Annotated in this window: 26 protein-coding genes and 2 pseudogenes; 14 read left to right on the top strand and 14 right to left on the bottom strand. The window is 72.2% G+C overall.

The features are described from left to right. Positions 1 to 79 precede the first annotated feature (79 nt). On the bottom strand, positions 80 to 610 hold the full coding sequence (locus O7597_RS29785; protein WP_281581426.1) for a GNAT family N-acetyltransferase: 531 nt from the start codon (positions 608 to 610) through the stop codon (positions 80 to 82). A gap of 52 nt (positions 611 to 662) precedes the next feature. Next, a complete protein-coding gene (locus O7597_RS29790) occupies positions 663 to 1613 on the bottom strand; it encodes an aminoglycoside phosphotransferase family protein (protein WP_281581427.1) in 951 nt (316 codons plus the stop codon). Positions 1614 to 1796: 183 nt separating this feature from the next. Here O7597_RS29790 and O7597_RS29795 point away from each other — a divergent pair, with 183 nt between their 5' ends. Together O7597_RS29795 and O7597_RS29800 are read left to right on the top strand one after the other, a co-directional pair. Further along, on the top strand, positions 1797 to 2135 hold the full coding sequence (locus O7597_RS29795; protein ID WP_269742011.1) for a hypothetical protein: 339 nt from the start codon (positions 1797 to 1799) through the stop codon (positions 2133 to 2135). Positions 2136 to 2228: 93 nt separating this feature from the next. Continuing rightward, complete coding sequence (locus tag O7597_RS29800) at positions 2229 to 2588, top strand: VOC family protein (RefSeq protein ID WP_281581428.1); 360 nt, start codon at positions 2229 to 2231, stop codon at positions 2586 to 2588. 8 nt (positions 2589 to 2596) lie between these two features. Here O7597_RS29800 and O7597_RS29805 read toward each other — a convergent pair whose 3' ends face one another. Both O7597_RS29805 and O7597_RS29810 read right to left on the bottom strand, forming a co-directional pair. Continuing rightward, a complete protein-coding gene (locus O7597_RS29805) occupies positions 2597 to 2740 on the bottom strand; it encodes a hypothetical protein (protein WP_281581429.1) in 144 nt (47 codons plus the stop codon). Positions 2741 to 2772: 32 nt separating this feature from the next. Further along, on the bottom strand, positions 2773 to 3000 hold the full coding sequence (locus O7597_RS29810) for a hypothetical protein (protein WP_269742014.1): 228 nt from the start codon (positions 2998 to 3000) through the stop codon (positions 2773 to 2775). Positions 3001 to 3117: 117 nt separating this feature from the next. Between O7597_RS29810 and O7597_RS29815 the strand changes: the two genes are divergently transcribed. After that, entirely contained in the window at positions 3118 to 3615 is a 498-nt protein-coding gene (locus O7597_RS29815) for a DinB family protein (protein WP_269742015.1), read from the top strand. On the opposite strand, the pseudogene O7597_RS29820 reads toward O7597_RS29815, so the two are convergent. Continuing rightward, positions 3608 to 3910: pseudogene (locus O7597_RS29820) on the bottom strand (VOC family protein); the annotation flags it as partial. The gene O7597_RS29815 and the pseudogene O7597_RS29820 sit on opposite strands and share 8 nt — an antisense overlap. Positions 3911 to 4041: 131 nt before the next feature. On the opposite strand from O7597_RS29820, the gene O7597_RS29825 reads away from it, so the two are divergent. Continuing rightward, positions 4042 to 4884, top strand: a complete 843-nt coding sequence (locus tag O7597_RS29825; protein WP_281581430.1) for a PHP domain-containing protein — start codon at positions 4042 to 4044, stop codon at positions 4882 to 4884. Next, on the top strand, positions 4881 to 5462 hold the full coding sequence (locus O7597_RS29830) for a histidine phosphatase family protein (protein WP_281581431.1): 582 nt from the start codon (positions 4881 to 4883) through the stop codon (positions 5460 to 5462). Before O7597_RS29825 ends, O7597_RS29830 begins: the two co-directional genes overlap by 4 nt. A gap of 98 nt (positions 5463 to 5560) precedes the next feature. Here the strand turns inward: O7597_RS29830 and O7597_RS29835 are convergent, their stop codons facing one another. The 3 genes from O7597_RS29835 to O7597_RS29845 are packed head-to-tail and all read right to left on the bottom strand — an operon-like array spanning position 5561 to position 8837. Further along, on the bottom strand, positions 5561 to 6364 hold the full coding sequence (locus O7597_RS29835) for an S-methyl-5'-thioadenosine phosphorylase (RefSeq protein WP_281581432.1): 804 nt from the start codon (positions 6362 to 6364) through the stop codon (positions 5561 to 5563). A 38-nt stretch (positions 6365 to 6402) separates the two neighbouring features. Continuing rightward, positions 6403 to 7791 carry a hypothetical protein gene (locus O7597_RS29840; RefSeq protein ID WP_281581433.1) on the bottom strand — a complete coding sequence of 463 codons (1389 nt, stop codon included), beginning with the start codon at positions 7789 to 7791 and terminating at the stop codon, positions 6403 to 6405. Next, positions 7788 to 8837: an NAD-dependent epimerase/dehydratase family protein gene (locus O7597_RS29845; RefSeq protein WP_269742019.1), complete on the bottom strand. Its 1050-nt coding sequence runs from the start codon at positions 8835 to 8837 to the stop codon at positions 7788 to 7790. The genes O7597_RS29840 and O7597_RS29845 overlap by 4 nt, the downstream gene beginning before the upstream one ends. Positions 8838 to 8961: 124 nt before the next feature. Here O7597_RS29845 and O7597_RS29850 point away from each other — a divergent pair, with 124 nt between their 5' ends. Genes O7597_RS29850 through O7597_RS29880 form a run of 7 tightly spaced genes read left to right on the top strand, consistent with a single transcriptional unit; the run spans position 8962 to position 14311 of the window. Continuing rightward, the gene (locus O7597_RS29850; protein ID WP_269742020.1) at positions 8962 to 9621 is read left to right on the top strand and encodes a glycosyltransferase family 2 protein; all 660 of its coding nucleotides are present in this window, start codon (positions 8962 to 8964) and stop codon (positions 9619 to 9621) included. Next, complete coding sequence (locus O7597_RS29855) at positions 9618 to 10277, top strand: TIGR04282 family arsenosugar biosynthesis glycosyltransferase (protein WP_281581434.1); 660 nt, start codon at positions 9618 to 9620, stop codon at positions 10275 to 10277. Before O7597_RS29850 ends, O7597_RS29855 begins: the two co-directional genes overlap by 4 nt. Continuing rightward, the gene (locus tag O7597_RS29860; protein ID WP_281581435.1) at positions 10274 to 10915 is read left to right on the top strand and encodes a class I SAM-dependent methyltransferase; all 642 of its coding nucleotides are present in this window, start codon (positions 10274 to 10276) and stop codon (positions 10913 to 10915) included. The genes O7597_RS29855 and O7597_RS29860 overlap by 4 nt, the downstream gene beginning before the upstream one ends. Beyond that, positions 10912 to 12126, top strand: coding sequence for a molybdopterin-dependent oxidoreductase (locus tag O7597_RS29865; protein ID WP_281581436.1), 1215 nt, complete (start codon positions 10912 to 10914; stop codon positions 12124 to 12126). Before O7597_RS29860 ends, O7597_RS29865 begins: the two co-directional genes overlap by 4 nt. After that, positions 12123 to 12563 (top strand): hypothetical protein, encoded by a 441-nt coding sequence (locus tag O7597_RS29870; RefSeq protein WP_281581437.1) that lies wholly within the window; start codon positions 12123 to 12125, stop codon positions 12561 to 12563. The genes O7597_RS29865 and O7597_RS29870 overlap by 4 nt, the downstream gene beginning before the upstream one ends. Before the next feature lie 24 nt (positions 12564 to 12587). Beyond that, positions 12588 to 13298, top strand: coding sequence for a response regulator transcription factor (locus tag O7597_RS29875; protein ID WP_281581438.1), 711 nt, complete (start codon positions 12588 to 12590; stop codon positions 13296 to 13298). Beyond that, complete coding sequence (locus O7597_RS29880; protein ID WP_269742026.1) at positions 13295 to 14311, top strand: HAMP domain-containing sensor histidine kinase; 1017 nt, start codon at positions 13295 to 13297, stop codon at positions 14309 to 14311. Before O7597_RS29875 ends, O7597_RS29880 begins: the two co-directional genes overlap by 4 nt. On the opposite strand, the pseudogene O7597_RS29885 reads toward O7597_RS29880, so the two are convergent. The 4 genes and pseudogenes from O7597_RS29885 to coaD all read right to left on the bottom strand — a co-directional run. Next, positions 14312 to 14866 (bottom strand): annotated as a pseudogene (locus tag O7597_RS29885) (GNAT family protein); the annotation flags it as partial. It abuts the gene before it with no gap. Between the two features lie 22 nt (positions 14867 to 14888). After that, positions 14889 to 15347 carry a hypothetical protein gene (locus O7597_RS29890; protein WP_281581439.1) on the bottom strand — a complete coding sequence of 153 codons (459 nt, stop codon included), beginning with the start codon at positions 15345 to 15347 and terminating at the stop codon, positions 14889 to 14891. Positions 15348 to 15479: 132 nt separating this feature from the next. Further along, positions 15480 to 16478, bottom strand: a complete 999-nt coding sequence (locus tag O7597_RS29895) for an RNA polymerase subunit sigma-70 (protein WP_281581440.1) — start codon at positions 16476 to 16478, stop codon at positions 15480 to 15482. A gap of 43 nt (positions 16479 to 16521) precedes the next feature. Next, a complete protein-coding gene (gene coaD, locus O7597_RS29900) occupies positions 16522 to 17049 on the bottom strand; it encodes a pantetheine-phosphate adenylyltransferase (RefSeq protein ID WP_269742029.1) in 528 nt (175 codons plus the stop codon). 169 nt (positions 17050 to 17218) lie between these two features. On the opposite strand from coaD, the gene O7597_RS29905 reads away from it, so the two are divergent. Beyond that, positions 17219 to 17773, top strand: coding sequence for a hypothetical protein (locus O7597_RS29905; protein ID WP_281581441.1), 555 nt, complete (start codon positions 17219 to 17221; stop codon positions 17771 to 17773). Positions 17774 to 17809: 36 nt separating this feature from the next. Here O7597_RS29905 and O7597_RS29910 read toward each other — a convergent pair whose 3' ends face one another. Further along, positions 17810 to 18577 carry a GNAT family N-acetyltransferase gene (locus tag O7597_RS29910; RefSeq protein WP_281581442.1) on the bottom strand — a complete coding sequence of 256 codons (768 nt, stop codon included), beginning with the start codon at positions 18575 to 18577 and terminating at the stop codon, positions 17810 to 17812. 241 nt (positions 18578 to 18818) lie between these two features. On the opposite strand from O7597_RS29910, the gene O7597_RS29915 reads away from it, so the two are divergent. Beyond that, positions 18819 to 19415 (top strand): iron transporter, encoded by a 597-nt coding sequence (locus O7597_RS29915; RefSeq protein ID WP_281581443.1) that lies wholly within the window; start codon positions 18819 to 18821, stop codon positions 19413 to 19415. A 151-nt stretch (positions 19416 to 19566) separates the two neighbouring features. Here the strand turns inward: O7597_RS29915 and O7597_RS29920 are convergent, their stop codons facing one another. Then, positions 19567 to 19713 (bottom strand): hypothetical protein, encoded by a 147-nt coding sequence (locus O7597_RS29920; RefSeq protein WP_166458961.1) that lies wholly within the window; start codon positions 19711 to 19713, stop codon positions 19567 to 19569. Positions 19714 to 19846: the final 133 nt, after the last annotated feature.

Genomic DNA, 19846 nt, shown 5'->3' on the forward strand with positions numbered 1-19846 from the left:
AGGTACCGGCCTGGTGCCGGAGGCACGGCTACTTTGCCGCGATCTTCTCGTGCAGCCCGGCGACGGGTCGATGTGCCGATCAGCCGGCCAGCTTCTCGAAATGCTCGGTCGTCGTGTCGTAGTACCTCGTCGTTTGGCCGAGGCGCGTCATGCCGAGCCGGCGGCAGACCGCCTGGGAGGCATGGTTGTCCGGATTCGTGACCGCGATGACCCTCGTCAGACCTCGGCCGAACACGTCGTTCAGAGCCGCCGCCGCTGCTTCGGTGGCGTAGCCGTGTCCCCAGGCGTCCGGATGCAGGTGCCAGCCGATCTCGACATCGGCCGGCCCGCCGGCAGGTTCGCCAACCGACAGGGGAACCGGTTTGAGCAGAAGGTTTCCTACCAGTTGGCCGTCGGTAGCGGTGGTCATGGCCCAGATCCCGTGCACCGGATCGTCGATGGCGCGTCGGCGTGCGATCGAGGCGAGAGCCTCCTCGCGGCTGTTCATGGTTGTCGGCTGCGCGCCGAGAAACCGCACGACCTCCCAGCGCGACTCGAGGTCCAGCAGGAAGTCGGCGTCCTCGTCACGCCAGGGACGCAGCAGCAGGCGGTCGCTCGCGATGGTGCGCATCTGGTCCAACCTAGTGTTCCGGCCGGGGGCCGAGGGCCTGCGGAAGCGGATGTCACCGTGGCGGGCGGGGCTCGATGACACTGCTGGCCCGGTACTCGGCAACGATCTCGGCGAGGATACGTTGGCCGTCCGCGTACTCTGCCGCGTCCTCAACAGCGTCGAACGTGTAGGAGCAGGTGGCGAGGGTTTTCCAGAGGGCCCAGCCACGGCCACGCGCCCACGTCGCGTCATCCACCGACAGCCGGGTACGGAATGCCTGCCGGCCATCGGCGGTCAGCAGCGTCCAGGCGATCGCGAGATCGCAGGCCGGGTCGCCGACGCCGCACGTCCCGAAGTCGATGACGGCCGCCAACTGGCCGTCAGCAAGGAGCAAGTTTCCCTGGGCGACGTCACCATGGAACCAGCGGTCGACACCGTCCCAGCGGGCGCCGAGGGCCGTCGCCCAGATCTCGCGCACCAGCTCGGCGTCGACGCGGTCGCCCAACTCGACGAGCGCCTGCTCGACCATCTTCTCGTAGGTGCGCAGGGTGCCGCCCCGGAACCAGTTGTGGACCCCCGGCCGCGGACCACCAGCGGCGTCGACGGCTTGCAGGGCCGCCAGGAACTCGGCCAGGTCGACCGCGAATCGCACCGGGTCGGCGATACGGTCCGAGCTGGCCGGCTCGCCGTCGAGCCAGCGGTAGATCGACCACGGGTGCGGATAGCCCGCGTCCGGCTTGCCTCTCGCCACCGGGATCGGGATGGGCAGCGGCAGCCGATCGGCGAGGGTGGGCAGCCACCGATGCTCCTTGTCGACCGCCAGGGCGTACTCGGCAGCGCTGGGCAGACGCACGAGCATGTCGGAGCCGAGGTGGAAGGTCCAGTTGTCCCAACCGCCGTTGGCCACCGGCTCGATCGGGAGGTCGGCCAGGTGCGGGAACTGGTCGGCGATGAGCCGACGCACCTGCTCCGCGTCGACGGTGACGCGCTGCGGCAGCGGACCGAGATCCGGAACGTCACTCACTGACCCGTCCTCGCCTGACTCTTGGTTTGAGCGCAATGTACGCGGGCGGCGGCAGCCTGTCGGTCATGAGCGGCTGGGCGGCTCGACCATGACGCGGCGGTGGCCGCCGGATAGAGGATAGGCGCGCCAAGTCGTCGAATGTGGCGTACGGTGCGGTGGCACCCGGTTGTCGGTGAGGTCGCTATGGATGAGCAGGACTTCTGGACACGGATGGAGTTCCGCATCCGCGCCGAGTTCCAGGGCTTCGCGGACCGGCGTCTTCGGTGGTACTGGTGTGATGGTCTGGTAGCCGAGCAGTACGAGTTACTGACCGCCGATCCGTGTATCCGTGGCCGGGCCTGGTCCGGGCCCAGTGGCCAGGAGCCTTGGCGGTTCGTGCTGCGCATCGGCCGGGGCGCGCGGACGCGTGCGGAGATCCCTTGGACCGCGCTGCTTCCCGGCGAGCAGGCAACGGGATGGCTGTCGGCCGATCCGCGACGCAGAATCATGCTGATAAGCCCGCTGGTCGGCTACCCCGAATGACCATTCGATGCTGCCGTGTGGCGCTCGTCACCTGGCTCTGTGCGACAGTGGCTCATGCCGTTGCGCAGGTACGACCTCAGAGCGTCAATCGCGGTGTCCGACATCGAACGGGCAGTCGCGTTCTACGAAGGCAAACTCGGCCTTCAGGCAGTGCGGTCCGGACCCAGCGCGGACATCCCCGACGGCAGCCGCATCTATGGTTGCGGGGGCAGGCCGGCCCTGAATGTCTACCAGTCGGTCACCGCCGGAAAGAGCCCCGCGACACTCGCGACCTGGTACGTCGACGACATCGACCAGATCGTCGACGAGCTCGTCTCGTCCGGCGTCGAGATCATTCGGTACGACCAGTTGGAACATGACGCCAGGGGAATCACCGCGCGGGCCGGCGGTGGGCGCATCGCGTGGTTCCAGGATCCGGACGGCAACACCTTCGCCCTCGAAGCCGACGTCTGACGACCCGGCTACAGATTCCCGGACTCCGGCCACTCGGACCAGTGGGTGTTCGGCGGTGCGCCGGGGGCGTACCGGGTGGGATCGCCGGTGGCCAGCACGTCGGCGATCTGGCGGAAGGTCTCCGACTCGCTGGGGCGCAGCCCGGGCGCCACGTCGGGATGGTGCCACGGCGCGCCGACGCGCGCTACCGGCGTCGGTTGCGGGGGTGGTTCCTGGCCGTCCGCTCGTTGCCGCGTCGGTAGTTGCCGGTGAGGCGCGCCATCAACTCCTGCGGATCTTCCTCGTGCACGTCGAGCAGGAATCGGGCCGCGGCGGCGCCCCTGAGCACCACGGCGGGGCGGCCGTGGTGGAGCAGTTCCACCTCACCGTTCTTGCGGAGGCGGTAGGTGAATCCCTCAGGCACACCGGGCATCGCCGTATCGTCCTCGCAGGTGGAGCCGCACGCGACCGAATTACGCTGCCCGGCCGGACCGGGTCGGCCTCGGGCACCGGCGATGCTTCGTCGACCCGGTCGTGGGATGCTTCTTGCATGCCGTCCTATCCACCCACCTTCGCCGACCAGGTCGTCGCACAGCCGGCGAAGGCCCAGTTCGAGACGTTCATCGACGAGCACCGCAGGGCGCTGACCAGCTGCCTGGACGGGCTGACCGAGGAACAGGCACGCCGGTCGTTGGTGGTCTCCCGGACCACGCTGCTGGGTCTGGTGAAGCACGCGACCTTCGTGGAGAAGGTCTGGTTCGACGAGGCCGTCACGGGCCGGTCGCGCGCGGAGATCGGCATCCCGGCGACGCCGGACGAATCGTTCGTCCTCGACGACGACGACACGATCGCCAGCGTCCAGCAGGCGCACCGCGAGGCCTGCGCGGCGTCCCGCCAGGCGACGTCGTCCCTGGGGCTGGACGACATTTTGCCCGGCAACCGGCGCGGCCCGCTGCCACTGCGGTGGGTGTATCTGCACGTGCTGCGCGAACTCGCCCAGCACTGCGGGCACGCCGACATCCTCCGCGAGCAGCTCCTGCACGAGTGAGCCGCGGTGTCCCGGACACCAGCACCTTGCCGTACGCGGCCCGCATGCCGGCGGCGAAGGCCCGGTGCAGCCCCTCGATGTCAGTGGTGAGGACGAGACAGGAGCCGTACGACTGTTCCGGGTCGAAACCGGCGATCTCGAAGAAGTGCAGGTGCAGGTCCTCCCGCCGCAACGCCGCGTACGGGTTGGGTTTGCGCTGCTGGTACGTCGGGTGGAAGCCCAGCACCTGATAGAAGGCGACGACGTCGTCGACGGACGGACACGGCAGCAGGGGTACGGTCACCTCGTTGGCCATGGCACCTTCCTATGCGGCATGGGACGCCCGTCGCACATGGAAATGGCCGACCGTCCGGATCGACCATCCGATCGGCCGACCGGGCAGGTGCCCGACCGCGTCCGACACCCGCCGACAACGGAGGTCGTCCGATGCCGCTGCCCCCGGACAGCCATGTGCACAGCGAGTGGTCGTGGGACACCCGGGTCGGTGACATGGAAGGGTCGTGCGCGCGGGCCGTCGAACTCGGTCTGCCGGCGATCGCCTTCACCGAACACCTGGACCACACCGCGTGGCGGGTCGCGACCGAGGGTCCGTACGTCTCGGACCACCTCACCTCGCTCGCCGACCCGGGCGGGACACTGACGCCGCCCGCCTTCGACGCGGCCGGATATCTGCAAGCGGTGGAACGCTGCCGGGAGCGGTTCCCCCAGCTGCGCATCCTCAGCGGTCTTGAGCTGGGTGAGCCCCATCGCCACGCCGATCAGATCGCGCGGGTGCTGGCCACCGGCCGGTTCGACCGCCTCCTCGGTTCCCTGCACACGCTGCCCGATCAGGGCGGCTTCGCCGAGCCCTGGGCGATCTACCCGCACCGCGATCCGTACGAGGTGGTCCGCGCGTACCTCGCCGACGTCGCCACCATGGTCACCACCAGCGACACGTTCGACGTGCTGGCGCACATCGACTATCCGGTCCGCTCCTGGCCGACCGACGACGTCGGCCCCTTCGATCCCACCGTCTTCGAGGACGAGTTCCGCGAGGCGTTGCGGGTGACCGCGCTGTCCGGTCGGGCGCTGGAGGTGAACACCCGGCTGCCGTTGCACGCGACCGTGCTCGGCTGGTGGCACGAGGAGGGCGGCGACGCGATCACCTTCGGCAGCGACGCCCACCTACCGGCCTTCGTCGGACACGGCTTCCGGGAGGCCGCGCAGCTGGCCCAGGCGCACGGCTTCCGACCCGGCAGGAATTCCCACGACCTCTGGGGTCGGAGGTGAGCGCCATCCGGCCGCCGACCGAGATCGTGCTGGTCCGGCACGCCCGGTCCGTCCCGCCGACCGCCGACGGTCCGGACGACTTCACCCGCCCGCTGACCAGGGACGGGCTGCGGCAGGCGCAGGAGCTGGTGCCCGCGCTCAGCGAGCCACGACCGGCGGCGGTCTGGTCCAGCCCGTACCGGCGCGCGATCCAGACCGTCCAGCCGACCGCCGACGCGCTCGGCCTGCCCGTACGCACCCGGACCGACCTGCGCGAGTGGGACGACGGCCTTGCCTTCACCGAGGTCTGGGAGTCGCATTACGTCAAGAGCTGGACGGATCTGTCCCACGCCCGCCCGGGCGGTGAGAGCCTCGAGCAGCTCGGCATCCGTGCCGTCGCCGCCCTGCGGGCACTCGCCCAGCACCACGCCGGCCGGGTGGTGCTCGTCGGCAGCCACGGCACCTTCGTCTGCCGGGCGTTGGCCGGTTTCGGCGTGCCCGTCAGCTGGGCCACGGTGCGGCGGATGCCGATGCCCGCGATCTACCGACTTCGCTTCACCGACCCGAGCACCGGTCCCGAGGTATCCGGATGGACCTGATCGACTCGGCCCGGAGCGGCCCGGTCACCGGCTCAGCCGGCCGCCACCAGGTAGGAGGCGGCCCCGGTGAGCCGGACGAACAAGGTTCCGGCCGCGGGTCAGGGCAGCTCGATCGGGAGGGTGATGCCGTCCAGGCTGTGCGGACAGGGACAGTCCCGCTCGACCGGAAGTGCGGCGACCGCGTCGAGCAGCAGCCCGCGCAGCCGCTCGGTGTTCTCACCGAAGACCCGGAACACCTCCTGCTGGGTCACCCCGTGACCGCTGTGCACACCGGCGTCCAGGTCGGTCACCAGGGCGATGGAGCTGTAGCAGAGGGCCAGTTCCCGGGCGAGGACCGCCTCCGGGTGGCCGGTCATGTTGATGACCGCGCCGCCGATCGCCGCATACCACCGGGACTCGGCGCGGGTCGAGAAACGTGGCCCCTCCACCACCACCATCGTCCCGCCGTCGTGGGCGGGCACCGACCGGCCGGTGGCGGCCGCCAGCAGGGTACGCCGACCGACCGGACAGTACGGATCGGCGAAGGAGACGTGCACCGCGCCCTGCTCGTAGTACGTCTGCACCCGGCCGCTGGTCCGGTCGACGAGCTGGTCGGGTACCACGAACGTGCCGGGCCCGAGGTCCGGCCGCAGGCCACCGACGGCGCACGGCGCGAGCACCTGGCGCACCCCGAGCGACCGCAGCGCCCACAGGTTGGCCCGGTAGGGGATCCGGTGCGCGGGATGCCGATGATCGCGGCCGTGCCGGGGCAGGAACGCCACGCTACGGCCGCCGACCTCGGCGATCGTCACCGCGTCGGAGGGCGCACCGTACGGTGTCCGGACGACGTGTTCGGTCGCGCCGTCGAGCAGCGCGTAGAGTCCCGAGCCGCCGATGACGGCGAGTTCCGCGGATGGGGACACGCTCACCTCCAGTTCGCTACCGGCCGGGTCACGGCCGCCTACCACGTGGTCAGCAGCAGGTGGTTGATCGTGAGGGCCACCGCTGCCTGCGCGGTGAGCCAGGTACGGCGGCCGGTGGCGGGAATCAGGGCGGCGCCGGCCATGAGCCACCCGGTGAAGGGCAACCAGATGCGTTCGACCTCGGCCTTGCTGTAGCCGGACAGGTCCGCGGCGACGATCGCCGCCGCCGCGGCGAGCGGCAGCAGCCAACAGGCGTACCCGAGGGTGCCGTGCCGCGGTCGCGGCAGACCACTGCCCGGCCGCCGCGACGAGACCGCCCGCCATCCGGCGACCCCCGCGCGGCGGAGGATGACGGCGACCGCCGGGCCGGCGGCGACGGTGACGATCGCCAGGTTGGCCCAGACCCAGTAGCCGTACGCGCGTCGGCTGGCGATGCCCTGGTAGTAGCGCTCGACGACCAGGTGGTAGCCGGTCAGCCAGTCGAAGCCGGCGACCGTGAACGCGCCCGCCACGAGCGCCGCACCCCCGAGCGCCCACCAGGCGGTGCACCGGTGCCGGTGGCCCAGGACCACCACGGCCACCGCGACCGGAACCATCAACACCAGCCCGTAGGAGAGGTAGCAGCCGAAGCCCAGCAGCGCGCCGCCGCCGAGCGCGCCGAGCGCGCTGCCCCGGGCGACGCCGTACGCCAGCAGCGCGACGCCGGTGGCGGTCACCCCGGCGAACAGGCCGTCGGCGGACACGCCGGACCAGACCGCTCCCGGGAACAACGCCGCGAACGGCAGCACCGCGCGCGCCGCGTCGTCGGTGCCGAGCAGCCGCACGGTGTGTGGCACGGCGACGGCGGTGAGCGCCGCCGTCAGGATGCACAGCGTCCCCGCCCAGCCGCCACCGCCCAACCCGACCCGGTCCAGCCAGACGAACACCAGCAGCGCTCCGGGCGGGTGCCCGGACACGTGGGTGGTCCAGGAGTCCGGTTGGAAGTCGAGGATCCGGGTGGTGAAGGTGCCCAGCATGGCCGGGATGTCGGTGACGCCGGGCACCTCGTGCAGGTACTCGTGGCGGGTGCTCAGCCGGCCGGCGATGCCGCGTTGCCAGCCGTCGACCAGGGCCAGGGACAGCGTCCACGCCAGCGCGGTGGCGTAGGACAGGACGAGCAGCCGCCGCCACGGCAGCCGGGCCGCCAGGGCGGGTCCGCGCCAGCAGACCAGGACGGCCACCGCCACGGCCAGCGGGGTTCCCGGGCCGACGTGGGGTCGCCAGTGCGCGAACAGCGGTGCCGCACTGGCGTGCACCGGACGTCCCAGCAGGTGCAGCAGGGCACCGACACCGGCGGCGGCGGCGAACAGTCCGACGGCGACGCCGACGGCGATCAGGTCGGCCCGTGCGGTGGTACGCCGCAGCCGGACGAGCAGCGGTGTGCTCATCCGCGCAGCGGTGCGTGGGCGAACTGCCGGACTCCGTCGGCGAGGTGGACCGCCGCGCGGAACCCGAGTTCGTCCTCCGCACGGGCCGGTGAGGCGACCACGTGGCGTACGTCGCCGAGCCGGAACTCGCCGGTGACCACCGGCGTGGGCCCGCCGGTGGCCCGGGCGAGTTCGGCGGCCATCTCGCCGATGCTGGCCGGCCGGCCGGAGGCGACGTTGTAGGCCCGCCAGCCGGTGCGGCTGCCGGTGGCCGTCACCGCGGCGAGGTTGGCCGCCGCCACGTCGTCGACGTGGACGAAGTCGCGTCGCTGTCGGCCGTCCTCGAACACGCGCGGGGCCCGGCCCGCCGCCAGCGCGGAGCGGAATATCGCCGCAACGCCGCTGTACGGCGTGTCGCGCGGCATGCCGGGCCCGTAGACGTTGTGGTACCGCAACGCCACCGCGGTGCCACCGGTCTGCCGGCACCAGGCCGCCGTGAGGTGCTCCTGCGCCACCTTGGTGGCGGCGTACCCGCTGCGCGGGTCCAGTGGCGCCTCCTCGTCGACGAGTCCCGGCTCCAGGGCGGCACCGCAGGCGGAGCAGGCGGGCTCGAAGCGGCGGGCGGCCAGGTCGGTGGCGGCGCGTGGGGCGGGGCGTACCGCGCCGTGCCGGACGCAGCTGTAGGCACCCTCGCCGTAGACCACCATCGAGCTGGCCAGCACGAGCCGGTGGATGCCCGCGCGGGCCATCTCGGCGAGGAGCACGGCGGTGCCGAGGTCGTTGCAGCCGACGTACTCGGGCAGGTCGTCGAGGTCCACGCCGAGCCCGACCATGGCCGCCTGGTGCACGACCACGTCGACGCCGGTCAGGGCGGCGGCGACGGCGGCCCGGTCGCGCAGGTCGGCCTGGCGCAGCGGGGCGCCGGCCACGGTGTCCGGCAGCGGTGCGCGGTGCGCGCCCGGGTGACCGGCGTCCACGACGGACACCTGATGGCCGGTCCGGTGCAGCGCGGCGACGACGTGGGTCCCGATGAAGCCGGCTCCGCCGGTGACGAGTACGTGGGTCACGGCGCCGACGCTAGAGCCCGACGGGCACCGGCGGCGGCCGTGACGGGCAGCCGTCAGCGTCTCGTAAGACTTCATCATCGGCTGGTAATACCTGCCCGGCTCGATGCTGGTTAGCGTCCGCGACATGACCGATGTGGTACTTCCCTGCCGGAACGAGGCACCGGCCCTGCCCGGCCTGCTGGCCCGGATACCGGCCGGCTACCGGCCGATCGTGGTGGACAACGGCTCGACCGACGACTCGGCCGAGGTGGCGCGGGCCCACGGCGCGGAGGTGATCAGCGTCGCCGAGCCCGGCTACGGTGCCGCCGTGCACGCCGGGGTCGAGGCGGCCGACCCGGCCGACGGGGTGGTGTGCGTGATGGACGCCGACGGCTCCTTCGACCCGACGCAACTGCCCCGGCTGGCCGGCTGCGTACGCACCGGTCAGGCGCAGCTGGCCACCGGCCGGCGCCGCCCGGTCGGACGGGGGGTGTGGCCGCTGCACGCCCGGGCCGCCAACGCCTTCCTCGCCCACCGGCTGCGCCGCACGACCGGCCTGGACGTCCACGACATCGGCCCGATGCGGGCGGTACGCCGCGACGACCTGCTGGCGTTGGGGCTGCGCGACCGGCGGTTCGGCTACCCGCTGGAGTTGCTGATCGCGGCGGGCCGGGCCGGTTGGCGGGTGGTCGAGATCGACGTCGACTACGGTCCCCGGGCGGCCGGCACCCGCTCGAAGGTGACCGGCACCCTGCTCGGCACGGCCCGCGCCGTGCGCGACATGAGCGCGGTGCTGGCCCGGTGAGCGCCGCCCAGGTTCTGGTGCTGGCCAAGGCGCCGACACCCGGACGCGTCAAGACGCGACTCTGCCCACCCTGCACCCCCGAGCAGGCGGCCCGGGTCGCCGCCGCCGCCCTGGCCGACACCCTGGACACCGTCACCACCGCCCCGGCCGGCGCCCGCGTTCTCGTGATCGACGGCGACCACCCCGCCCCGCCGGGTTGGGCCACGCTCCCCCAGCGCGGCGACTCACTCGGCGACCGCCTCGCCAACGCGTTCGCGGACGCCCGTACGCCCGGCACGCCCGCCGTGCTGATCGGCATGGACACCCCGCAGCTCCTCGTCGAACACCTCGACACCGCCCGGGAGCTGCTCGCCTCGGCGGACGGCCCGGACGCGGTGCTCGGCCCGGCCGTCGACGGCGGCTGGTGGACGTTGGGGCTGCGCGACCCCGGCCACGCCACCGTGCTGCGTACCATCGCCACCTCCACGGCGAGCACCGGCCAACACACCGTGGTCGCGCTGCGTCGGCGCGGCCTGCGGGTACGCCTGCTGCCCTGGCTGTCCGACGTGGACACCGCCGCCGACGCGCGCGCCGTGGCCAACCTGTGCCCGCCGGACAGCCGGTTCGCCCGCGCCGTCGCCGCCGAGGTGCCGCAGCCCGCACCGGTCGCCCGGTGAACGCCGTCGCGGTCTTCGACACCGCGCTCGACCGGGCCGCCGCCGGCATCCCGGCCGCCTTCACGGCGCGGCACGCCAGCGGCGAGGTCTACCGCTTCGACCCGGCCGCCTGGTGCCGGGACACGATCGCCGGAGACGATGCGTTGATCGGCTGCTGCACCGGTCACACCCTCGATGTCGGCTGCGGCCCGGGCCGGCTCACCAGCGCCCTCAGCCACGCCGGCCGGCCGGCCCTCGGTATCGACGTCAGCGCCAGCGCGGTGCTGCTGGCCCGCCGCCGGGGCGCGGCCGCGCTGCAACGCGACGTCTTCGGCCCGGTGCCCGGTGCCGGCCGCTGGCGGCACCTGCTGCTGGCCGACGGCAACATCGGCATCGGCGGTGACCCGCTCCGGTTGCTTCGCCGGTGCCGTCAGCTGCTGGCCGTCGACGGGCACCTCCACGTGGAGCTGGCACCGGCGGGTACGCCGGCCTGGTCCGGAACCACGACGGTGCGGACCCCGGACGGCGCCGACCGTACCCTGCCCTGGGCCTGCGTACCCCTCGACGACCTTCCGGAGCTGGCCGACGCCACCGGGATGCGGGTGGTCGACACCTGGACGGAGGCGGGGCGGTGGTTCGCCACCCTGGCCTCCCGATGACCGGCCGCGCGACGGTGCTGCGACGCCTCGCCCGGTGGTGCCTGGCGCCGTTACCGGCACCACCGGTGACGCTGCGGCGCGGACCGCTGCGCCCCGGAGTGTTCCGGTCCCGGCTGCGGTCGACCCGGCTGACCAGTCAGCTCGGCGTCGCCCTCGGCGTGGCGTTCGCCGTCTGCTTCGCCACCGGTCTGCTCAGCCACCTGATCCAACACCCGCCGGGCTGGTTCTGGTGGCCGGCCCGGCCGGTCGGGCTCTACCGGTTCACGCAGGGTCTGCACGTGGCGACCGGGCTGGCCTCGATCCCGCTGCTCGGCGCCAAGCTGTGGTCGGTGTACCCCCGCCTGTTCAGCTGGCCGCCGGTCCGCTCGATCGTCCACGCGGCCGAACGCGCCAGCCTCGGCCTGCTTGTCGCCGCGGCACTGTTCTTGCTGTTCAGCGGCTTGCTCAACATCTCCCGGTGGTACGCGCCGATGCCGTTCTTCTTCACCGCCGGGCACTACTGGGTGGCCTGGCTGGCGGTCGGTGGGCTGCTGGTGCACATCGGCGTGCACCTGCCGGCGGTCCGTGCCGCACTCGAACGCCCCACCGGCGAGCCACGGCGGGACGGGCTGAACCGGCGTACGCTGCTCGGCGGCGTCGCCGCCGCGTCCGGGCTGATCACCCTGACCACGGTCGGGCAGACGATCCGACCGTTGACCGGTCTCGCGGTGCTCGCCCCGCGCCACCCCGACGTCGGGCCGCAGGGACTACCGGTGAACCGGACCGCGGCCGGTGCCGGAGTGCGGGCGGCGGCCCTCGACCCGGCGTACCGGCTGCGGATCACCGGACCGGACCGCAGCGTCAGCCTGGACCTCACCGCCCTCGACCGACTTCCGCAGTACACCGCGGAGCTGCCGATCGCCTGCGTGGAGGGCTGGAGCGCCACCGGCACGTGGACCGGCGTCCGGTTGGGCGATCTGGTCGCGCTCGTGGGTGCCGATCCCCGACGCTCGTCGGCCTGGGTCGAGTCGTTGCAGGTCGGCGGCAGATACCGGGCCTGCACGGTGCCACCGGAACACGTCGCAGATCCGCTGACCCTGGTCGCGCTGCGGCTGGGCGGCGAGCCCCTGCACCTCGACCACGGCTATCCGGCGCGGCTGATCGCGCCCAACCGGCCCGGCGTGCTGCAGACCAAGTGGCTCAGCCGGATCACCGTGGTGAGGACAGGATGAAGACCCGGATCGTGCTGGTCGTCGGCGGTTGCCTGCTCATGGCGTACGCCGTCGTCGGTGCTCTCACCGACGCCGACCTGACGCCGGGCGGGGTGCTGCTCTTCCTGGCCGCGGTGCTGGTGGTGCACGACGTCGTCTGGATGGCGGCGGTGCTGGCCGTCGGTGTCGCGCTGACCCGCGTCCCGTCCCGGTACCGTCCGACGATCCGGACGGCCGTGATCACCGTCGCCGCGGTCACCGTGGTGGGACTCCCCCTCGCCCTGGGGTTCGGACGCGCGGCCGACAACTCCTCGGTGCTGCCGCTGCCGTACGGTCGCAACCTGGTCGGCGTCCTGCTCGCCGTCGCCGGCACCACGCTGCTGGCCTGTCTGGTGCGGCGACGCGGGACGGCGGCGGACCGTAAGGAATCCGAAAGACCCGCCGACGGTCGTCCGTGACCCGTGGTCGATAGCCTGGTCAGGATGGGACACCGGGTGTTAGTGGTCGACGACGACCCGACGGTCAGTGACGTCGTACGACGTTATCTGGAGCAGGCCGGCTGCGAGGTCCAACTGGCCACCGACGGCGCCGACGGCCTCGCCGCGATCGCCGCCCAACGTCCCGATCTCGTGGTCCTCGACCTCATGATGCCCGGCATCGACGGCCTTGAGGTCTGCCGCCGGATCCGGCGGCAGTTGCCCGACCTGCCGGTGGTCATGCTCACCGCGCTCGGTGAGGAGGCCGACCGGGTGCTCGGGCTCGAGGTCGGTGCCGACGACTACGTCACCAAACCCTTCTCGCCCCGCGAACTGGTGCTGCGGATCCGCTCCGTGCTGCGCCGCACCGCCGCGCACCCCACCGCGCCGACCGTCTCGGCGAAGCTGACCGACGCGACGCTGACCGTGGACAGCGCCCGCCGCGTCGCCACCCTGGATGGCGCGCCGCTGTCGCTCACCGCCCGGGAGATCGATCTGCTGATCTTCTTCATGCGCCATCCGGGACGGGCGTGGTCGCGTACCGACCTGCTGGACAAGGTCTGGGGATGGCAGTTCGGCGACCAGTCGACGGTCACCGTCCACGTCCGTCGGCTGCGCGAGAAGATCGAGAACGATCCGGCCGACCCGCAGCGCATCCGCACGGTCTGGGGCGTCGGATACCGCTACGACCCGCTCGAGGAGGACACGGCCCGGTGACCGACACGCTGCTCATCGGGCTCTACGCGCTCGCCGCCGGCGGGGTCGTCGGCCTGGCCGGCGCCGCGGCGCTACGGCTGCTGCGGGGCCGGTCCATTCTCGTGCACATCCTGGTGCTGCTCACCGTCACCGTCCTCGCCGTGGTCGCCGGAGTCGCCACCGTCGCGCAGGCGATGTTCCTGTCCGCGCACGACCTGTGGGTCGTGCTCGTCACGGTCAGCGCCTCGGCGGTGATCAGCCTCGCCGTCGGCGCCATCTTCGGCAGGCGACTCGCCGCCGCGGCGGTCTGGGCCAGGGCGGCCCGTGAACGCGAGCGGCGGCTGGAGGCCGGCCGACGCGAACTCGTGGCGTGGGTGTCGCATGACCTGCGGACCCCGTTGGCCGGGCTGCGGGCCATGGCCGAGGCTCTCGAGGACGGCATCATCCACGACCCGGCCGTCGTCGACGAGTACCACCGGCGCATCCGGCTGGAGACCGACCGGATGGCCCAACTCGTCGACGACCTGTTCGAGCTGTCCCGGATCAACGCCGGTGCGCTGCGGCTCATGCCCACCACCGTGCCGTTGGGTGACGTGGTGTCCGACGCGATCGCCGGCGTCGCGCCGCTGGCCGCCCGCCGCCGGATCCACCTGGTGGCCGCCGACAGCGGCTGGCCCGACGTCCGGGCCGGCGAGCGCGAACTCGCCCGCATCGTCAGCAACCTGCTGATCAACTCGGTTCGTTACACACCGGAGGACGGCAGCGTGCACATCGCCGCCGGCCACGAGACCGACAACGTGTGGCTGGCCGTCTCCGACACCTGCGGCGGCATTCCCGGCGAGGACCTGGACCGGGTCTTCGACGTCGCGTTCCGCGGTGAACGGGCCCGCACCCCCGCGGCGGCGGACTCAGGTGGTGGCGGCGGACTCGGCCTGGCCATCGTGCGCGGTCTCGTCGAGGCGCACGGCGGCCGGGTGAACGTCGCCAACACCGACCGCGGCTGCCGGTTCGAGGTACGCCTGCCCGCCACCTGACGGTCTGCCCTGGCGCCACGTCCCGGCGAGCAGGGCGTAGGTGTAGCCGTCCACCCAGCCCAGCTCGGCGTGCCAGGAGTCGCCGACACCGTGCTGCTCACGACGCATGCCGACCTTCTCGAGAAGCCGCACGGAGGGCAGGTTGTCCGCGAAACAGCCGGCGGTGATCCGGCGTACGCCCAGCCGGTCGAACGCGTACGCCACCATCGCGGTGACCGCCTCGGTCGCGTAGCCCTGCCCGCCGTACGCCGGGTCGAAGATGTAGCCGAGCTGGGCCTCGGTCCGCGCCGGCATGCCGGGTTGCCCCATGCCGTCGACCACGTCGAGCGAGACGGACCCGATCACCACGCCGCCCAGGGTCACCGCGACGCTGTGGTCGTCGGGTTCCTGCGCCGCGCGCCGCCAGGCCGCCCGGAAGGACGCCGGATCGACCTCGGTACGCAGCAGCCAGCGGGTGACCTCCGGCAGGTTGCGGTACTCCAGCATGCGGTCGACGTCCTCGTCCCGCACGGGACGAAGCTCGAGGCGTTCGGTGCGAAGGTGTGCGCTGCCCACGAGGTGGCAGGATAGCCGCCGGTCACGACCGCTGACGCAGCGCGCGCAGCACGCCGTGTCGGCGCAGGGCCCAGGCGAGGCGCCGGACGCTCGAATGCCGCACGAACAGCACCGCCGCCCGACGGATCAGGCCGAGCCGCTTGTCGCTGAACTGGTTGTCGATCGCCTGCCAGATCAGCTCGCGTACCTGGGCGCTGTCCAGCACCGCCCGCACCTCGCGCCGCACCGCGGGGTCCTCGGCCGCCGAGGCGATGGCCGCCGCCTGGTCCGGGCGGTCGACGATCGGCCGCACCGCCGCGACGAGCGGCCGGCGTACGTCGTCCTGCTCCAGCAGCAGCAACACGGCCGCACGGATCTCGACCGTGTCCAGACCGGATCGCAGCAGCCTCAACAGGCTGCGTTCCACCTCGCGGTCGTGATCTGGGACTGACAGCGTGGCCAGCAGCACCGACACCTCGTCGAGATCGATGAGGTGTCGCAACCCGCCCCGGAACTCCGGAATACCCCCGCAACCTGGAGCCCCTTGGCGAGATCGCGGTTCATGCGCCCTGCGCTACCCGGGTGCGGCGGTCAGCGAAACCTGCGGTCTGTCCGGCCGGATAGCGCGAATGGTTCAGTCGGTGCCGTCGGCGGGCAGGCGGTCCGGTAGCCCGAGCCGTGGGAACTGGTCGTCGTGGAACGTGACGATCTCGGCGATCGTCCCGCCGGTGACCCGCAGCACGTCGATGGTCAGCGGCAGGTACGCGCCCTCCCGCTTGCGCAGGTGGTAGAAGGCGACGGCGGGCTGCCGGTTGACCCGGGTCTCGACGGCACGCAGGCCCGTCATGCCCGCGAAGCCGCTGCTGACCCAGTCCTCGACCACCACGTCGCGGCCGACGTGCAGGCCCGGGGTGGGCGGCATCGAGCAGCGCACGTCCTCGCACAGCAGTGTGGCGAGACCGTCGATGTCGGTGGCCACGCTGGCCTCGGTGTAGCGGCGCACCAGTTCCCGCGTCCCGGCGTCCTCCCCGCCGCCGGTCCAGTCCTGCCGCTCGGCCGGCAGGTGCTCCCGCATGCCCGCGCGGGCCCGCTGCAGCGCGCTGTTCACCGAGTTGACCGAGTCGCCGAGCAGCTCCGCGACGTCCTTCGCCGGCCAGCCGAGCACATCCCGCAGGATCAGCACGGCCCGTGGGCGTGGCGCCAGGTGCTGGACCGCGACCAGGTACGCCAACTCGATCGTCTCCCGAGCGACGGCGACCACCTCCGGCTCGTCCTCGACGCCGGCGGCCAGCTCGTCGAGCAGCCGGTCCGGATAGGGCTGCAACCACCGCACCTCGCCGCCGGACGCCGGCTCCGGGCGGCACCTGGCGAGCAGATCCAGGCAGGCGTTGGTGGCGATCCGGTACAGCCAGGCCCGGAAGGTGGACCGACCGGCAAAAGTCTCCCGCCGCCGCCAGGCGCGCAGGAACGTCTCCTGCACGGTGTCCTCGGCATCCTCGAACGATCCGAGCATCCGGTAACAGTGCACGTGCAGTTCCCGCCGGTGCCGTTGCGCCAACCCCGAGAATGCCGGCTCGTCGATGTCCCCCAGGCCACCCACACCCAGTTCCTTCGGCCGCGTGTCCGCACTCATCACATCGTCCTCACGTCGTCGTGTCCCGTCGTAGGTATGACGGCTACGAGCGCGACAACTCATCACCCGGGTCGGTCCGCGGGTCGCTGGGCCGGGCGGCCCGAGGTGACGTTCCCAGCGTGCGCACCGCTGTCGAGGACAGCCGGGTCAGTCCCGGCCGCGCAGCCAGGAACACCGTGGGTACGCCGAGTGATCGGTTCATCGCGGCGAGTCGGTGCTCGGCCTGAAGGTCGCTGGTGTCACGCACCCCGCGGACGATCACCGACACCTCGTGGGCGTGGCAGTAGGCGGAGGTCAACCCGCGCCAGGCGACCACGGTGACGGAGGTCCACCCGACCGGAAGGACAGCCCGGACGGCGGCCGCTCGTCGCTCCTGGTCGGCACCCGGCTGCTTGTCGCCGTTGACGGCGACGAGCACGACCACGTCGTCGAAGAGGTCGCGGGCCCGGCGCACCACGTCGAGGTGTCCGGCGGTGAAGGGATCGAAGCTGCCGGGGTAGACGGCACGGACGCGTGCGCGACCAGGCCCGTGTCCTGTCGCAGGCCGTCCGGCGGGTGGTTCGGGCGTCACGACCGGGACCGACCGGACCGGGCCGTTGCTCCCCTGTCGATGCTCATGGGCCGACTGTAGATATCGGCCATCGGTCCGGGCGTCCCTGGGTGGGAAGGGCTTGACGCACCAACTCTCATGACGCATCGTCGATTGACACTCTCGAATGCCTTGACCACGGGGAGCACTGATGAAGGCCTTCGTCACCACCACCCTCGTCGCCGCCCTGCTGCTCCTGACCCCCGGCAGCGCGCCCGCTGACCAGCCGGCAGCCGACCCGTCCTGCACCGGCCAGATCCACCCGAACCCGGGGTTCGAGCGTGGCACCGACGGTTGGGAGGCCGGCCCCCGCATCGTCGTACTCGGCGACACCACCCGACCCGCGCGCACCGGCCGGGCATACGCCACCTTCGCCGGGTTGGACGTGACCCGCTCCGACCTGCTGCGTACCACCGTCACGGTGCCGGCCAACTGCGACCTGACGGTCCGCTTCTGGGTCCGGACCATCACCACCGAGACCAGCCGCGGCGACTACCTGAACGTCGGGCTGGCGGTCACCGGGATTCCCCCGAAGACCCGGTTCTCGCTGGCCTTCGACGGCGGACCGGAGTGGCGGCAGTACACCATGTCGACCGGGATCGCGGCGACCGAGCGCACCGCCACGGTCAGCTTCCTCGCCAGCGAGTCGGCCGGCAACGGCGTCACGGCCTTCGACGTCGACAACGTCACCTTCCGGTTGAGCTGACCCGGGCCTACGACGGTTGAGCCTCGACCGGCACGGTCAAGCCGTCGAGGTCCAACCGGCACCGCCGAGGGCCAGGCGGTAGGTACGCACGGTGTCGCCGTCCGGGGTGGGTCGCGCCTGGCCCGCGTCCCAGCCCAGACGCTCGTAGAACCCGGTCGCCCCCAGAGGTCCGGTAGAGGTCTGCGCCTCGACCCACCTCGCGCCGGTGCTACCGACCAGCTCGACGAACCGTGCGGCCAGCAGCATCCCGACGCCGCTCTTGCGCCAGTCCGGTCGCACCGCCAGCGCGGTCATGACCGCCACCTGGGGCGCCGACTCCGACTCGGCTCGCTCCCGGGTGCGCACGGTCGCCCGACGAGGCGACACCCGACGGGCCCACGGCCGGAACCGGGTCCGCACCACCCGCAGGGCGACCCGGGGCCGGAGAAGCAGCGCGGCCAGGCCGGCCAGGGCGAGGGACGCCATGGCCCGGCGGTCCCTCGCCACCTCGGTGGTGTACCCGGCATGATCGGCGGTGCCCAGCACGAACCCGACAATCTCGTCCTGTGGGGCAGCGGCGTCGATGACGACCATGCCCACCCCGTACCGCGATGTCAGGAACGTGCGGTGCCAACGACGCACGAAGCGGGCACCGAGCGACGGAAACAGCCCGATCGGAAGCAACTCGACATGGGCGCGGGACGTCGCCGGAAGATCCTCGCGTTCCGCCGGCCGCAGCACGAGCCGGTCCGCGGCGTGCTCCGGGGTCGACGGCGCGACGATACTCCACCGGAGATCGTCGATGATGCCTCGCGGGATGCGCATGACCTCAGCCTCCCTTCGGCAACGTCTACCCGCCCAGGGCGACCGGACACAGGGTGACCGCGGACAACCGGTCCCGTTGGCTGAACCCAGATCAACAGTGTCCGCGACAGACGGCCGGGTATCCGGAAGCGAAGGCGTCGCCGAGACTGGGAGAGCCTCTGGCGCCGCGCGGCAGGAGTGGCCGGGCCCGAGCGGCGACCAGCCCGCAGCGAGGCCGAATCTCGACGAGATGGGGGAAATCATGAGGCGGACCAGCCCGCCGATGGCGCCCAGCAACGAGGCCACCGAAGAGCAGCTGGACGTGGCCCGCGCTCAGGGCAACGCCTACCACCGGGCCATGCGGGCCATGGCCGAGGAGGAAGGGGCGCACACCGCCCAGGTCGGGGACTATCTCATCGGATTCGTCAACGAGGAAGCCGAAGGCATGTATGCCCTCGACGACGACCAACTCGTCTGGCGGGAGGCCGCCGAGGACGCGAACGTCCACCTCGAGGTCGCCGTGGCCGACGCCGCCGACGGACGATTCGTCCCCGGCCTGACCGTGCACCTGCGACTCAGCCGTGACGGCGCCCCGATCCTCGCCGCCGACCTGCCATTTCTGTGGCATCCGTTCCTGCATCACTACGGCATCAACGCGAGCGTCCCCGACGAAGGCCCCTACCGGGTCACCATCCGCGTCGCGGCTGCCGGCTTCATGCGCCACGACCCGGTCAACGGCCGCCGCTACGAGCGGCCGGTGGAGGTCCACTTCGACAACGTCTCCCTGGCCAACGGGCGCAAGCCCAGTCCGGATGCCCGGCCCCGAGGGCCCGCCGCGCCGACCGCGGCCGGCACCTGACGAGCGGGCCAGGGTGTACGGGCAGCAGGTGACTCGTCCTGCTGCCCGTACCCCACCGGGCAATGTTCCACCGTCACGGCACAGCGGACCGTCAGCGGGTGCCGCCGACCGCGACCGGCCGGCTCAGGTGCGCACCGACGACCTTCAGCACCTATTCGGTGATCACTGGCCAGGCATAGGCCAGCAGGGCGAACGCCGCTCCGAGCAGGGCGAGCGAGACACCCCGGGTGGAGATGGGCAGCGCGGCCAGCACGAGCAGGATGACCGCGACGACATAGAGGAATGCCTGTACCGACATGGTGTGTTCCTTCGGGGATGGGACGATGGGCGGATCGCTCTCTACCCCCGGCGTCCGGGCCGCCAAACCCTCTGCCCGCCCCGGCATCGTGCGTCGAGCGGTTGACGCCGGCTCGTGCCACAGTGGGAGGCGA

Source organism: Verrucosispora sp. WMMC514, assembly GCF_027497295.1.
Lineage (GTDB): Bacteria > Actinomycetota > Actinomycetes > Mycobacteriales > Micromonosporaceae > Micromonospora > Micromonospora palythoicola.